This is a genomic window from Paenibacillus solisilvae, assembly GCF_042656405.1.
Taxonomy (GTDB): Bacteria; Bacillota; Bacilli; order Paenibacillales; family Paenibacillaceae; genus Paenibacillus_Z; species Paenibacillus_Z solisilvae.
In genome coordinates this window covers 12,256-27,538 of sequence record NZ_JBHSOW010000121.1, presented here as the reverse complement: position 1 = coordinate 27,538, position 15,283 = coordinate 12,256, and the positions used below count along the sequence as shown (strand labels likewise).

The 15,283-nt window shown below is 49.3% G+C and carries 12 protein-coding genes and 3 pseudogenes; 14 read left to right on the top strand and 1 reads right to left on the bottom strand.

Going from position 1 to position 15,283, the window contains the following annotated elements:
• Positions 1–46: 46 nt before the first annotated feature.
• The 10 genes and pseudogenes from ACFPYJ_RS30035 to ACFPYJ_RS29990 form a co-directional block, all read left to right on the top strand.
• Positions 47–874, top strand: a complete 828-nt coding sequence (locus tag ACFPYJ_RS30035) for a sugar phosphate isomerase/epimerase family protein (RefSeq protein ID WP_379191934.1) — start codon at positions 47–49, stop codon at positions 872–874.
• A gap of 216 nt (positions 875–1,090) precedes the next feature.
• On the top strand, positions 1,091–2,704 hold the full coding sequence (locus ACFPYJ_RS30030) for a type 2 periplasmic-binding domain-containing protein (RefSeq protein ID WP_379191933.1): 1,614 nt from the start codon (positions 1,091–1,093) through the stop codon (positions 2,702–2,704).
• Between the two features lie 156 nt (positions 2,705–2,860).
• A complete protein-coding gene (locus ACFPYJ_RS30025; RefSeq protein WP_379191932.1) occupies positions 2,861–3,817 on the top strand; it encodes an ABC transporter permease in 957 nt (318 codons plus the stop codon).
• Between the two features lie 11 nt (positions 3,818–3,828).
• On the top strand, positions 3,829–4,707 hold the full coding sequence (locus tag ACFPYJ_RS30020) for a carbohydrate ABC transporter permease (RefSeq protein ID WP_379191931.1): 879 nt from the start codon (positions 3,829–3,831) through the stop codon (positions 4,705–4,707).
• A 254-nt stretch (positions 4,708–4,961) separates the two neighbouring features.
• Positions 4,962–5,861: pseudogene (locus tag ACFPYJ_RS30015) on the top strand (SDR family NAD(P)-dependent oxidoreductase).
• 38 nt (positions 5,862–5,899) lie between these two features.
• Entirely contained in the window at positions 5,900–6,286 is a 387-nt protein-coding gene (locus ACFPYJ_RS30010) for a TetR/AcrR family transcriptional regulator (RefSeq protein ID WP_379191930.1), read from the top strand.
• A gap of 102 nt (positions 6,287–6,388) precedes the next feature.
• Complete coding sequence (locus ACFPYJ_RS30005; RefSeq protein ID WP_379191929.1) at positions 6,389–7,096, top strand: DNA alkylation repair protein; 708 nt, start codon at positions 6,389–6,391, stop codon at positions 7,094–7,096.
• 598 nt (positions 7,097–7,694) lie between these two features.
• Positions 7,695–8,210: a glucose-6-phosphate isomerase family protein gene (locus ACFPYJ_RS30000; protein WP_379191928.1), complete on the top strand. Its 516-nt coding sequence runs from the start codon at positions 7,695–7,697 to the stop codon at positions 8,208–8,210.
• A gap of 33 nt (positions 8,211–8,243) precedes the next feature.
• A complete protein-coding gene (locus ACFPYJ_RS29995; protein ID WP_379191927.1) occupies positions 8,244–9,110 on the top strand; it encodes an aminoglycoside phosphotransferase family protein in 867 nt (288 codons plus the stop codon).
• 410 nt (positions 9,111–9,520) lie between these two features.
• Positions 9,521–10,525, top strand: a pseudogene (locus tag ACFPYJ_RS29990) (discoidin domain-containing protein); the annotation flags it as partial.
• 68 nt (positions 10,526–10,593) lie between these two features.
• Here the strand turns inward: ACFPYJ_RS29990 and ACFPYJ_RS29985 are convergent.
• On the bottom strand, positions 10,594–11,484 hold the full coding sequence (locus ACFPYJ_RS29985) for an AraC family transcriptional regulator (RefSeq protein WP_379191999.1): 891 nt from the start codon (positions 11,482–11,484) through the stop codon (positions 10,594–10,596).
• Between the two features lie 167 nt (positions 11,485–11,651).
• Here ACFPYJ_RS29985 and ACFPYJ_RS29980 point away from each other — a divergent pair.
• The 4 genes and pseudogenes from ACFPYJ_RS29980 (at position 11,652) to ACFPYJ_RS29965 (ending at position 15,283) form a co-directional block, all read left to right on the top strand.
• A pseudogene (locus tag ACFPYJ_RS29980) lies at positions 11,652–13,410 on the top strand (glycoside hydrolase family 35 protein).
• A 34-nt stretch (positions 13,411–13,444) separates the two neighbouring features.
• Entirely contained in the window at positions 13,445–13,684 is a 240-nt protein-coding gene (locus ACFPYJ_RS29975) for an MBL fold metallo-hydrolase (RefSeq protein WP_379191925.1), read from the top strand.
• On the top strand, positions 13,662–14,264 hold the full coding sequence (locus tag ACFPYJ_RS29970) for an MBL fold metallo-hydrolase (protein WP_379191924.1): 603 nt from the start codon (positions 13,662–13,664) through the stop codon (positions 14,262–14,264). Before ACFPYJ_RS29975 ends, ACFPYJ_RS29970 begins: the two co-directional genes overlap by 23 nt.
• 53 nt (positions 14,265–14,317) lie before the next feature.
• Positions 14,318–15,283 carry a metallophosphoesterase family protein gene (locus ACFPYJ_RS29965; protein WP_379191923.1) on the top strand — a complete coding sequence of 322 codons (966 nt, stop codon included), beginning with the start codon at positions 14,318–14,320 and terminating at the stop codon, positions 15,281–15,283.

The window sequence follows — 15,283 nt, the reverse complement described above, 5'->3', positions numbered from 1 at the left end:
TGCGGCCGGGGCTTATCTAAAGAGGAAGCGATACGGAGGCGAATACATGATTAGAGGATTGACCCGAGCCGGACTGGGATCAACGTGGAGCAATGAGGAATTTATCCGTAAAGCTGCAGAATACGGCTTCGAATCGGTGGACATAGACGCGAAAAGTTTGATTAGTACTTTGGGCCCGGAGGGAGCTGCAAGCTTGCTTGCTGAAACCGGCATTGCGATCGGCGCGATCGGGCTCCCGGTTGATTGGCGCAGTACAGACGCAGAATTCAAGCAATCGCTGCCTGCCCTCACCGAGTCAGCTGCAGCTGCGGCTGTGCTCAGCTGTACACGCTGTGTTACGTACATTCTGCCTTCCACAGATAATCCGTCCGCCCGCTTTATGGCGCAGGCTGTCTATCGGCTTCGTGTCTGTGCAGAAATTCTAGGCGCATATGGGCTGCGGTTTGGCCTGGAATTCGTTGGACCTCACCATGCGCGCACGTCCAGGAAAAATCCGTTTATTTGGACAGTGGAGGAAACGCTCGATATGGCCGCCGCAATTGGCCTTCCGAATGTCGGACTGCTGGTTGATTCTTATCACTGCCATACGACCGGATTCAAACCGTCCCAACTGGAGCAGTTGAAGGCAGAACAAATTGTACATGTTCACATCAACGATGCCAAAGATTTGCCGGTTGAGGAGCTGAGAGACAACGACCGCCTCTATACAGGCGAAGGCGTAATAGACTTGAAAGGCTTCCTCACCGCATTGAAGAAAACCGGCTATGACGGGCCGGTAGCACAAGAGGTGCTGACTCCAGAGCCGCCCGCAGGTGATCCTGAGGAGCTTCTGAAGCGGACAAAAGCAGGCTTTGACCATGTATTTCCGGACTAATCGGTTACGTTTTAAGTTTGACGCTAACGAAACTTTTTCGTTAGAGGTTTTAGTCAAGGACGTTCATTCCAGCGGCATCGTTCACGGCTTTCTTCAACGCCGTGAGCGTGCCCTGAACGTACAGCTTTCTTCCTAATTGTACGGAAATGTGTTGTAACCATCATTTTGGAAGCGATTACATATTTGCCGCGGTTGAACATTGAGGAGGGGTTGAAGGTGAAGAAACGAATCAAAACGAATTGGGTGGGGCTGACGCTGGCGGGCATGACGCTGCTGGGCACCGCTTGCTCGAACGGCGCAAACAGCGAAAACAATGCGCCGGCGAACAACGAGACGGCCAATAATGCCGCGTCAAAGAAGCCGTTTGATATCAGCATAACGCTGAATGGCGGCCCGAAAACGCCGGATTCGTGGAGTGAGAAGACATTAGAGGAGCAAGTGACAGATAAACTCGGCAGACAGGTAACGATCGACCCGATCTTCCTGCCGGCTTCAGAGGTAGATACGAAGATCAACTTACTGATGAGCGCCAAGAACACCCGGCCGAATATTCTATGGACCGGCGATACGAAGGAATATTCGAAGTGGGTCCAGGCGGGCATCGTTCAAGACCTTACCCCATCACTGCAGAAATACGGCAAAGAAATTATCGATTACTACTCCAAGGATACGTTGTTTTATCATTGGGATTCCAGCGGCAAATTGTATCAAATCCCCGGAGATGTTGCGGAAGCCGGCACCATGACCACAATCATTCGCAAGGATTGGTTGGATAAATTAGGGCTTCAGATGCCGAAAACGCTGGATGAATTCGTTCAAGCACTCCGTGCCTTTACGAACGATGATCCGGACGGCAACGGCAAAAAGGATACGTACGGCTTGTCGGGCGACTACTATTTCCGCAGTCTCGCTCCGTTCTTCTACGCATACGGGGTAGATCCCGATGCGTTCATCAAGCAGGATGACGGATCAATCAAATACGGCGCCACCATGCCACAGGTAAAAACGGCGCTGCAGCAGATTGCCAAGCTGTATGGAGAAGGCGTCATTGACCCCCGAATGGCCAGTGCCGCGAACAATACAAACGAAAAAGTCGATGAAATTTATGCTTCCGGCAAGGTCGGGGCGTTCTACCGGTGGGTCGCCTACTTCAATCCGTCTAGCAATGCGACAATGAATTTTAAACAGAACAACCCGGGCGGCGAATATATTGCAATCGATCCGGTGGCGGGACCGGACGGATTCAAGTCGGACATTCCGTCTGCCCCAAGAGGCTGGTGCTACCTGGTCGTGACCGACGCGGGCCCCGCTGACGAAGCGGTGCAGGTGCTCAATGTCATTGCTTCGCCGGAAGTCAACTCCTTGCTCCGCTTCGGCAAGGAAGGTGAGCATTATACAATGGATAACGGCGTGTATAACAGGAAAGTTACGCCAGACGAAGCCAACAAGCTTGGACTCGACAATTTCTCATGGGTAATCACACGCAAGGACGCGTCCAATCTTTCCAATACACCCGAGGTGACCAAGCTGTTCGAATATAAAATCAAAACGTCCCAGCCGATGCGCGACAAGATCGCCATATTCAAAGCGACGAACCGTCCGCAATGGGACAAATATTCCACGGATATCCAAAAAGCTCGAGACGAGGCGTTCTGGGGCATCATTACCGGCAAGCTCGGCATCGATGCATTCGACAAATTTGTAGCCCAATATGAGAAGCTGGGCGGTAAGGAAGTCGATGAAGAAGCGAACACGCTTTACAGTGCACAGGAAGAAGAATACGCCAAGTATGACAAATGGTACGAGGAAAACATCACACCTTATAAGTAATTTTTTGCACAAGCCCAGCCGGCTGGACCGTCTTTGGCAGGCAGCATCGCAAACGTGCAAAAATAGAAGACCGGACGAAGTTTAATTGCAAAAAGGAGAAGAGTAAGCTCCGACCCGGAGCTTCTCTTCCATTTCAAGAAGAGATGAGGTGTCCGAATGGAACCCGCTGCAAAAACCATGGTAGAGGCGAATTTGAGTTCAACCAGCCAACGGAAATTGTGGAAGGACATCGTGCGCGACAGGTACTTGTATCTGCTGTTGTTACCCGGTATGCTGCTGATTTTTGTGTTTCGCTACGCCCCGATGTACGGCATCGTCATCGCCTTTAAGGATTACAATATTTATAACGGAATAAAGGGCAGCGAATGGGTCGGCTTCGAGCAGTTCAACAAGTTGTTCCACTCCCCTCATTTCTACGAAATATTGCGGAATACGCTGGTGATCAGCGTGTATAAACTGGCGGCGGGATTTTCTGTTCCCATCATCCTTTCCCTGCTGCTGAATGAATTAAAGAACGTGGTCTTTAAACGGATTACGCAATCGATTATTTATTTGCCCCATTTTGTGTCGTGGGTCATTTTCTCCGGCATCATTATTACCTTCCTGAACCCGGTCGACGGCCTGGTCAATTATATAATCAAAGGTGCCGGCGGGAAGCCTATCGATTTTCTCATCAATGTGGATTACTTCCGTTCCATTCTCGTGGTGAGCGATCTGTACAAGGAAGTAGGATGGGGAACGATCATTTATCTGGCGGCCATGTCGGGCGTAAACCCGGAGCTGTACGAGGCCTCAAGAATGGACGGGGCGAATAAAGCGAGGCAGATGTGGCATGTGACGCTTCCGGCGATTCGACCTGTTATTATCATTCTCGTTATCCTTAGTCTGGCCAACATTCTGGAAGCTGGGTTTCAGCAAATCTTCCTGCTGTACAGCCCGCTCGTATACGATGTCGCCGACATTATCGATACTTACGTCTACAGGGTGGGGATTGCCGATGCCAATTACAGCTATGCAACGGCGGCTGGTGTATTTAAGTCTTTGATCGCGATGATCTTAATCGTATCGGCCAATAGAATCGTGAAGAAATTCGGACAAGATGGGCTCTGGTAGGAGGTGAGGACTTGATTGGATTATCGAAGGGCGAACGGTTGTTTCTTGTGCTGAATCAATTGTTTTTTATAATACTGATGGTTATGATGATCTATCCGTTTTGGTATATCGTCATGGGCTCGTTAAGCGAACCGGAAATGACAATGGGCGGCGGATTTTTTCTGAAGCCTGAAGGCTTCTCGTTATCCGCCTACAAGGCGGTATTGCAAAATGTATCGCTGCTGACCAGCTTTCAGGTGACGGTTATCTCGACCTTGGGCGGTGTGCTGATCGGGACTTTCTTCACGGCGACGACGGCCTATGCCCTTTCCAGAAAGCGGCTGCGCGGGCAAAAGACCTTTGCGCTGCTCGTTCTGTTCACGATGCTGTTCAGTGGCGGGCTGATCCCCACGTATCTTCTGGTCAAGGGGCTGGGCATGATCGATTCCTACTGGGCGCTGATTCTGCCGAATGCAATGGGGGCATGGAACATTTTTGTCATGCTGAGCTTCTTTCGCGGCATACCGGATGAGCTGGAGGAGGCGGCCAAGATCGATGGGGCGGGCGATTTGACTGTGTTTTTCCGTATCGTGCTCCCACTTTCCAATGCCGTCATTGCGACGATCTCCTTGTTTATCGCCGTCGGGTACTGGAACGATTTCTTCAGCTCCCTTCTATATATGACGGAAAAGAATATGTGGCAGCTGCAGATGGTGCTTAATGATATAATCAGCAACACGAGCGCTGCCACCGAGCAGTCGGGACTCTCCATCGGCTTTCAAAACCAGGTGAATGTATTTACGGTTCGGATGGCTGCGATTATGGTATCCACGATTCCAATTTTGATTGTCTATCCGTTTTTGCAAAAGCATTTTGTGAAAGGCGCCTTGATCGGTTCTGTCAAGGGATGAGTGATTTCTGCTTTGATAAGCTCCCTCGGAACGATAGCTGAATAAGAGACATTTCGAAGAAGGAGCTGCTAAAGTAGCTCCTTCTTTTGCTTTCTCATGCTAACGGAACGTTCCGGTCGGGATTTAAGCCCATTTATGGCGAAGGCGGAAAAGAGTTGGAAAATGTTTGTTGACAAAATCCGGAAATTGGAATACGATTCATATAATTAAATGAATGAATGAGTCATTCATTTTTATCGGGGGAGGACTTTTAGATGATGGAGAGAATAAATACGAATTGGACAGTCAAAGGTAAATACGTCGTCATTACTGGTGCAACCAGCGGCATTGGGCTTGCAGCTGCGAAGGAACTCGCGAGCCGAGGCGCATATCTGGGAATCGTAGCGCGAAATCGGGCAAAAGCGAATGAGGTAACGGCGCAGCTGAAAGCCATAGCTGGGAACAATGCCATAGTGGACGTTTTTCTGGCGGATATGGCTTCTCAGCAATCCATACGTCAAGCAGCTTCGGACATCCTGGAGAAATGGCCCAAAGTGGACATTTTGATTAACAATGCCGGTGCTATGTTTGTAACGCGGAAGATAACTGTTGACGGCGAAGAGATGACGTGGGCGGTTAATCATCTGGCCCCCTTTTTGCTTACGAACCTGCTTCTTGACCGGTTGAAAGAAAACGGCCATGCTCGCGTAATCACAACCGCTTCTCACGGTCACAAGATGGCCCGGAAGGGTATCCGATTTGACGATCTGAGCGCAAAGGGATTCTACGGTTTTCCCCAAAATCTATTAGGCGGAGCAAATTTTCGCTACGGGGAAACCAAGCTTGCGAACATTATGTTCACGGCTGAATTGGGAAGGAGATTGGAGGGAACCGGAGTTACGGCTTCATGCTTCGATCCTGGTCTGGTATCGACGAACTTTAACCAGGACAACGGAAAGTTAGCCCGTCTGACCATGGCAGTGATGAAACGGTTCTCCCGCACCCCCGAGAAGGGTGCTGAAACTTTGGTGTGATTGGCGGACTCGGGCGAAATGAACGCTTCAAGCGGGCTATACTACAGGGATACACAAAAAATTGTTCCATCCGAGTCGGCTCGGAATAAGGATGCTGCCAAACTTCTATGGGAGGTAAGCGAGGAAAAAATCCGCAGGTAATAGCCTTAAACGATAGAACTATGGAGCGTGAACAAACGTTGAAACGAGTAAATGATCCTAAATCCGATATCTCTCTCGAAGAACGAAGGGAGCAAATCATAAAGGCAGCGCTTATCGTTTTTGCCAAGCGAGGAATAGGCGGAACGAAAATGAGCATGATTGCGTCTGAAGCCGGCATCAGCCATGGGCTGTCCTACCGTTATTTCAGCTCCAAAGAAGAGCTCTTCACTGTACTTGTTCAGAAAGCGATCGACCAAGCGCAGGCTGCGATTCGTAACGTTAGTCATCTATCGTGTTCACCGAAAGAACAGATTAGGGCATTCACCCAACAAATGCTCGATGAAAACCATAAACATTTTTATGTTGATCCAGCATGCGCAAACGTCCAATCGACGGCTATTGGCTGCAAGAGGTTGATAATTTAATGAAGCTGATAACGAAATGACATTCGAGCGTGGTCATCGTCGTTTCATCAGCGATTTCCAGCTTTCTTGATAAAATCCTTCAAAAAAAGGAAGTGTTAAACAATGAATTTCGAAATGGTTATGCAGGACCTTGAAGCTCTTGGCAAGGAACGAACCAAGAAAATATACGTATCCAATGGCGCGCACGAACCGCTTTTTGGTGTGGCTACAGGCGCAATGAAGCCCATCGCCAAGAAAATTAAAAAAAATCAACCTTTGGCTGAGCAGCTTTTCACCACGGGGAATTACGACGCCATGTACTTTGCCGGCGTAATTGCAGACCCAAAGGCAATGACTGAAGCTGATTTTATGCGTTGGATAGATGCGGCTTATTTTTATATGCTTTCCGATTATGTGGTGGCAGTAACCTTGGCAGAAACAGATATTGCACAAGAAGTTGCCGATAAATGGATTGCAAGCGGCGAAGAGCTGAGAATGTCAGCGGGCTGGAGTTGTTACTGCTGGCTTTTGGGTAGTCGACCGGACGGTGAATTTTCCGAAAGCAAACTTGCCAATATGCTTGAAATTGTGCAAAATACGATTCACGATTCTCCCGAACGAGCAAAATACGCTATGAATAATTTTCTTTACACAGTGGGGGTATCCTATTTGCCTCTCCATGATAAGGCGGTCGAGACCGCAAAGGCAGTTGGCCCAGTAGAAGTCAAACGGGACAAGACAAAAAGCAAGTTTCTACTCGCTTCCGAAAATATTCAAAAGGCAGTAGATAAAATGCAACTTGGTTTCAAACGCAAATATGTAAGGTGTTAAGATAACAGAACACGATAGTTAAGCATAAAGGGTTCCATAGTTCAACAAAGAAGGAGCAAATTTGCCTAGGCAGTTGCTCCTCTAGTTGTATCAGTACTTTCAAATTTTCGGACTCCAATACTACGAGAAACAATAACTCAATAATGACTTTGAGGCAGCCGGCTATTGAGATGGGCTTTCGATCAGTGTTTTAAAACAAGTCCCCGAAAGTAACCGATCTATTGATGTTCTGAAGCGAAATATCGGCAGCTCTCCCGGCTCAAGCCCCTCCCGGTAGATATACCGAACGAATTTGTGCAACGCGATATATGAAATCGGTTATAAAATCGAAAGAATAGAAGAAAACGGAAGATAGGTCCGTGCAAAGTCCAGATTTTGGACTGTGCTAACGTTTCGGGGTATGGAAGGCATATGTTAAGATAAATGCATTTAATAAAGCGCTATCATCGCTCTTTGATCTGCTATTTTTCAAATCGGCTATAAGAACCGACGATCGAAGGGGTCAAGACGTTCAACCCATGCGAAATGTTCAATGACGACGGCCGGAAAGTCGGAGAAACGTTCATAGCGTTCGAACTATAGAAGGGGGATTGCAGAGATGGAGAAGCTGTTTTCAATTCCGTTATTGCCGGCGGACTACGAAACTTATGGGGCGCTGAAAACGGTCAGAAGACTGTCCCAAATGAAATCGCTGTACGCCGACCAGGAGGCCGCGGACCGGCTGCTTGAGAATGGGGATCCGGTCATCTACGAGGTTTATGAGCTGCCCCATCCGAACGACGAAACGGATTTACTGGTCAACATCACGGTGCTGTATCCTGGCTATGTCGGCGATGAGCCATACATGACAAAGGGACATTTTCACCGGGAGCCCGATACCGCCGAAGCCGTCATCGGTCTGTCCGGCGAAGGGGAACTGCTGGTTCAGAACCGTGAAGGTGAGCTGCGGTCATTGAAGGTGGCGGCTGGCCGGATCAGCTATGCCGGCGGAGGATGGGCCCATCGGGTTGTGAATACCGGCAGCGAGAATCTCGTCTTTTTTGCGGTCAGCGGCGCCAATATCGTTCACGATTATGAAACTGCGGCGGAGTTGAATTTCAAAAAGCGGCAATGACACTGCCGCTTAGTAGGATAGCGAGGAACTTATGTGTATAAAATAAATACCGATTTAGTACGTAGATTAATTAAAAAGCAATTTCCACAATGGGCAGACTTACCTGTCAATCCTGTTGAAAAAGGCGGATATGACAACTTTACATTTCATTTGGGCGATGAGATGAGCGTGAGGCTGCCAAGAGACGAAGGTCACGCTCCGCAGGTTGAGAAAGAAGCTCACTGGCTGCCAAAGCTAAGACCTCATCTTTCGCTACCTATTCCTGTTCCTCTGGCAAAAGGGAAGCCCGACGAAGACTATCCATTTTTCTGGTCAGTTAATAGGTGGATTGAGGGAGAAACCTTAAGGCATGACAATATCTCAGATATTAATGAATTTGCCGTTGAGCTTTCTATGTTTATAAAGGAGCTTCAAAGAATCGACGCATCGAATGGTCCTGCAGGCGGGGAGCATAACTATTTTAGAGGTTGTCCTCTAACTGTGTACAACGATTGGACTTTATCAGCGCTTGAAACACTTGGTGGTTTAGTAGATAAAGATAAGTGCCTAAAAATATGGCATCAAGCAACAGCATCCGAATGGACAAAAAAGCCTGTTTGGATTCACGGTGACATAGCTCCAGGAAATCTTCTTGTAAAGAACGGCAAATTATCAAGCGTAATTGACTTTGGCATTATGGCAGTTGGCGATCCTGCAATAGAATTAACCATGGCATGGACATTTTTTGATGACAATAGCAGGAAGGTGTTTCTTCAATCTACGGGTCTTGACATCGAAACGGAAAACAGGGCAAGAGGCTGGGCGTTATGGAAAGCACTAATAACATACGCAGGGGAAGATAAGGAATCTGTATCTGTAAGAGAAGCGAAGAAGGTTATCGATGTTTTACTGAGTGAATAGTGATAAGTGATCACGATAACAGAGACCACGTGGTAACCTCGAAGAAAAAAACATGCACGTTGACCGTGAGCAGGCCTTGAACAGTCATTGAGATTTGTAGAAAACGGTTGTGCAGAAGTTTGTTCTGCACAGCCGTTTTTTGATCGTATAGTTAGTATGGACATTATGCAGCAGTTCGGGTTAGGCGTCCCTAAAGTAGATAACGACGAGTGCGGACCCTGCTTCTCTTATATGTTCACCAAATGAAGGATTCCCTCATGGACGCCATTTGTCAGCACCCCGCCGTGGTAACAAACGACGGTTTGAATATTGTACTCGAGCAGCTGCTTCAATGAGTAGCCTATGCACCGGTGAGAGAGCGGCTGAAGACGGAGCTCCTAATGCATTTGGCCATCGTTTGGGCGAAGGGCCCCGCTTTTCATGACAAGCAGGGCATGAACGCACTTTGGGAGCTGCTGACGAACTACGGCGATATATTCTGCGTCTGGTTCGACGGCGCTTGCGGCGAAGGGCCAAACGGCAAACGCCAAGAATATGATTGGGATTCGTATTATGCCGTGATTCGCGAGCTGCAGCCAGGTGCCGTCATCTCGGTGTGCGGGCCAGACATCCGTTGGTGCGGGAACGAAGCCGGCCGCTGCCGGGAGTCGGAATGGAGCGTCGTACCGGCATCCGTGCGAGCCAATGAGAAAATCCAAGAGAAATCGCAGCAGGCCGATGACCGCGAGTTCGCTCGCCGATACGACTCGGAAGATCAAGATTTGGGCAGCCGGGCTATTATTCAGCATGAACGCGAGCTCGTCTGGTACCCGGCCGAAGTGAATACATCTATTCGTCCCGGCTGGTTCTATCACGCTTCGGAGGATGATAAAGTCAGGCCGCTCGAGGAGCTTCTGCATATTTATTACGGCTCGGTCGGCGGAAACGCGTCGTTCCTGCTCAATATTCCGCCTGATACCCGCGGACTGTTTCACGAGAACGATACAACTCGCCTGCGGGAGCTTGGGGATGCGATCCGGAATACGTTCCAAACGAATTTGGCCGTCCATGCCTCCGTTAATGCTTCTGAAACCTTGAACGGATACCCGGCTGAGAGAATACTGGACGGAAATCCGGATACCTACTGGGCTCCCGGGGAAGGTACCGAGCAGGCCAGCATCAAGTTTGATTTGCAAAGTGAAATGCCGTTGAACCATATTGTGCTGCGGGAACACCGATACAGCCAGCGGATCGAGCGATTTGAGTTGGCATATCAAGAAGGCGGCCAGTGGAAGCCGCTGTACAGCGGCACAGTCGTTGGCTACAAGCGTATCTGTCGATTCGATACCGTTACAGCGCGATTCCTGCGACTTACGATTACGGAGTCCAGATGGTGTCCAACGATTTCGTCATTTGAAGTATATCGGAGTTTATAAGTGGCAATAGAAAAAGACCGAATGCCCCGCGTTTAGCTTACGGGTATTCGGTCTTCATATACCGCTTATTACAGGCTGGGCATCGAATGCCGATACTGATTCGGCGACATCCCAATCCAACGACGGAACTGCCTGGAGAAGTGATTGACGGATCGAAATCCCAATTGTTCAGCGATCGTATATACGGTGAGGTTGGAGGTGGCAAGCAGTTCCTTTGCTTTGCTCCACTTTCTCCGGCTCAAGTATTGACGAGGCGATAGACCGTACACTTTGGAAAAAATTTTGGAAAGCTGACTGCGGCTTATATTCAGTTCGCCTGCGATGGCGGATATGGAGGGATTCACGGTTAGATCCACCGTAAGTCTCTCTTCAAAAGCATGCGCAATATCGACTTCATAAGCGGAAATCTGATGTTGGGCGATGGTATGAATTGGTGAATGAATCTCTGATAACTGTATGATTTCTTGAATAATGAGCAGGACGTAGGCTTGCAGAGCCAGCCGCTGATGCAGAGCCAGCGAGATTATTCTGGATTCAGGATTCTTCGACGGTTCACCCGTTAGCAGCCCCTGCTGCATGAGCCGTTCCAGCTCGGGAATCACCTTGGGCAGGATGCTTTCCTTCGCAAGCTCAGAAGGGATCAGCCTGTAAGGTGCGGTCCCCAGTCGATTCCGCGCATCCAGATCGTCGAGGTCGAAGTGAATATTGAAGAACCCGTAATGCGAGTCGGACACATTGGCAACACTGTGAGCCACGCCGGGCTTTATTAAGAACCAATCCCCTGGATTCATCTCCACCATTGCTCCGTTTATGTCTTGAACAGCCTTCCCCTCCATACAGCAGAGAAGTTCATACAGATGATGATGATGCTTAGGGTAGGTCCAATTATCTGGTTTAATACCAAAGTGACAGCCGACAATCTGCAGCGTACTGGTCATATTCTGAAAGTTAAATATCATGTCCACTAGGTATCTCCCGCCTGCTTATAGGATTTGATTGGATTATAGCACAAGCCTGGAGGATGAAGCAGACTTTTTGACACAAATGGTTAACTAAATGAGGAGTTTGTGCATTGTTGAAAGGACATTGAACTAGCTAACATAGTAAACATCAAAAACATTATCATATGGGGGAACTGCTATTGAATAATCTATCGATTCACGGACCGCAATTCATGCTGGGAGAACGCAGGGTTCAGATTATTTCCGGAGCCATTCACTATTTCAGAGTCGTCCCGGAGTATTGGGCGGATCGCCTGAAGAAATTGAAAGCCTGCGGATTTAATACCGTTGAAACCTATGTCCCGTGGAACTTTCATGAGCCGGACGAAGGAAGGTTCGTATTCGAAGGGATGGCGAATCTGGAGCAGTTTATTGAGCTTGCTGGGGAACTTGGCCTTCATGTCATTGTTAGGCCGAGTCCTTACATCTGTGCGGAATGGGAATTCGGCGGCTTGCCTGCTTGGCTGCTTGCCGATCCTGGAATGCGGTTTCGTTGTTACCACAAGCCTTACTTAGCGAAAGTGGATGCCTACTACGATGAATTGATTCCCCGGCTGGTGCCGCTGCTCTCGACGAACGGCGGACCCATCATCGCCATGCAAATCGAGAACGAATATGGCAGCTACGGCAATGATAAGGCTTATTTGAGTTATTTGAAGGAAGCACTGATCCGAAGAGGCGTAGATATACTGCTGTTCACATCGGATGGACCGGAAGACTTTATGCTGCAGGGCGGGATGGTTCCGGGCGTTTGGGCGTCCGCTAATTTTGGATCGCACCCGGATGAGGCCTTCCGGAAGTTAAGCGAGTATCAGCCGGGCAAGGCACTTATGTGCATGGAATATTGGAACGGCTGGTTCGACCACTGGGGAGAGAATCATCATACCAGAGCTGCGGCAGATGTGGCCCGTGTGCTGGATGAAATGATGTCTGCCTCGGCATCCGTCAATTTCTATATGTTCCATGGCGGAACGAATTTCGGTTTTTATAATGGAGCCAACCACCAAGAGAAGTATGAGCCGACGATTACAAGCTACGATTATGATGTTCTTGTCAGTGAATGCGGCGATGTGACGGAGAAATTCCATGCCGTTCGGGCCGTGATTGCCAAATATACGGAGCTTGGTCCGCTTGAGCTTCCAGAACCGATATCCCGAAAGGGCTATGGCGCCGTTCAGATGACGGATTTTACGCAGCTGTTCACATCCCTTAACCAATTGTCATCACCGGTTCAGAGCACATGTCCGGAACCGATGGAGCAGCTTGGACAAAACTATGGATTTATCCTGTATTCGACTCGAATAACGGGTCCACGGGCAACAAGCAGGCTGAATTTGCAGGAGGTACGGGACCGGGCCATATTTGGGGACGATCGAGCGGTGGAATCCAGACCATGAGCTGGCGTTTGCCGTACCACCGGAAGGCGTTACGGTGAGCCTATTGGTGGAGAATATGGGACGGGTAAATTATGGCCCCTACTTGAAGGATCCGAAAGGAATAACAGAGGGAGTTCGCTTGGGCCAACAGTTTTTATATGACTGGACGATTCATACGCTTCCACTGGGCGACTTGTCCAGCCTCTCATTCGAGCCCGTCGTTCATACGCTGCATAATATACCGAGCTTCTACCGGGGTGAATTTCTTGTAGATGAGCCCGCCGACACTTTCCTGAATATGAAGGGGTGGACGAAGGGCGTTGCTTATATCAACGGCTTCAACCTGGGTCGTTATTGGGAAGTCGGACCGCAACAAACGTTGTATATCCCTGCTCCGCTGCTGCGCAAAGGAAAGAACGAGATCCTATTATTTGAGCTTCATGGCTGCGTGTCTCCGAAGGTCATGCTGCAGGATTATCCTGTGCTGAACAAGGTGGATGCCCAATAGCCGCAAGTGAATAAATGACTAAGGAAGTGAACATGTGAAGATTCATTTTCTCGGAACGGCGGCTGCCGAAGGATTTCCCAATGCTTTCTGCAGATGCGACGCTTGCCGTGAGGCGTGGAAGCGCGGAGGGAAAAACATACGAACGCGAAGTTCGGTCATTATTGACGATCGGATTAAAGTCGATTATTCACCGGATTCCTATATGCAGGCGCTGCGTGACCGAATCGATCTGGGAGCGATCGAGCATCTAATTGTTCACACATACGCACTATGACCATTTCAACCCGGATGATCTGTTCAGCAGAGTCGAAGGGTATGCCCATGGTATTGACAAACCATTAACCATCTACGGCAATGACGCCGTAATCGGGCGCAGTATTGCAGCACTCGGACAGTACGCAGGAGATCGATTCGAATTTCAGCTCCTTCGGCCTTTCCAGGCGATTTCCCTAGGCGATAGAGTGGTGACACCTCTGCTTGCGAATCATGACCGGACAGAGACCTGCATGCTGTTCTATATCGAGAAGGACGGTAAACGATTGTTCTACGGCAACGATACCGGCTGGCTGCATGAGGATACCTGGAATTGGCTGAAGGGAAAGGTTATTGATCTGGCGATCCTAGACTGTACCCACGGGTATACGCATAATAATCGAAACCCCAATCATATGGGGATTGAGACCGTACTCGAAGTCCAGCGCGTACTTCAGGAGGAAGGCAATCTAAGCAAGAACGGTCAAATCTTCGTTACGCATTTCACCCATAATTCTGGGCTCTTGCATGAGGATTTTGAGCGAATATTCGAACCGGCGGGCATAAAAGTAGCTTACGATGGTCTGGTCATTCACATTTAGCATGCTGGGCTGCGGTATCGCCAGGAACTTATTCCAAAAAAGGAGACTAGCAGATGGGGAGAAAAATGAGATTTCGCGATGACGGCACTTTCGTCATTGTTCAATTCTCGGATGTGGAGTTTATCGACGCCGATGATTATGATCCAGCTACACCGGAAATTAATCAGATGACAAGGGCGACCATGGATTGCGTCATCGAGCACGAGAAGCCGGATCTTATCGTATTTGCCGGAGATGTTACGGCTAGCGCGAGAGGGAGGGACCCGATTCAATCTTTTCGCAATGCTGTCGCAGCAGCGGAAGAGAAGAGGATACCTTGGGCGGCTGTATTCGGCAATCATGATTCGGAAGGAGCGGTTTCTCGCCAGCGCATGCATGAAGAGCAGCTGGCTCACAGCTATTGCGTCGCCGAAGCCGATCCGCCACATATGAGCGGGGCCGGCAATTATAGTATCGTGCTGCTGGATCAGAACGATGAAATGGCCGCTGCTTTGTATTTCTTGGATAGCGGAGATTATTCCTCTATCCCGTCCGCCTTAGGTTATGACTGGATTCATAGAGATCAGATCGATTGGTATGTCTCCGAATCGCGAAGCTTGTCGTCTATGAACGGAGGCTCTCCGCTACCGGCGCTGTCGTTCTTTCATATTCCGCTGCCGGAGTATCAGGAAGTATGGAATAACCATATTTGCCTGGGACACGGCTTCGAGCGGGTAAGCTCGCCGCGAATCAATTCCGGTTTATTCACGGCGATGGTGGAGACGGGAGATATGATGGGGACGTTCGCAGGCCACGATTACGCGAACGACTTCTGCGGAACACTGCATAACATCCGCCTGTGCTACGGCCGCTCTACGCGATATGTGAGCTATGAAGACGGTATCCGCAAGGACCGGTTCAAGACTGGGGCCAGAGTCATCCGCTTAAAGGCGGGCGAACGGGAATTCGATACTTGGATTCGCCAGAATGACGGTACGATTGCGGATCTGCCTGAGCATCAACCGGAGCAATCCGGCTAA

Bases quoted from the DNA above. Each gene is read 5' to 3' on its own strand.
- ACFPYJ_RS30035 (WP_379191934.1), top strand. From the start codon at position 47: ATGATTAGAGGATTGACCCGAGCCGGACTGGGATCAACGTGGAGCAAT.
- ACFPYJ_RS30000 (WP_379191928.1), top strand. From the start codon at position 7,695: ATGGAGAAGCTGTTTTCAATTCCGTTATTGCCGGCGGACTACGAAACT.
- ACFPYJ_RS29965 (WP_379191923.1), top strand. From the start codon at position 14,318: ATGGGGAGAAAAATGAGATTTCGCGATGACGGCACTTTCGTCATTGTT.
- ACFPYJ_RS30025 (WP_379191932.1), top strand. From the start codon at position 2,861: ATGGAACCCGCTGCAAAAACCATGGTAGAGGCGAATTTGAGTTCAACC.
- ACFPYJ_RS30005 (WP_379191929.1), top strand. From the start codon at position 6,389: ATGAATTTCGAAATGGTTATGCAGGACCTTGAAGCTCTTGGCAAGGAA.
- ACFPYJ_RS29985 (WP_379191999.1), bottom strand. From the start codon at position 11,484: ATGATATTTAACTTTCAGAATATGACCAGTACGCTGCAGATTGTCGGC.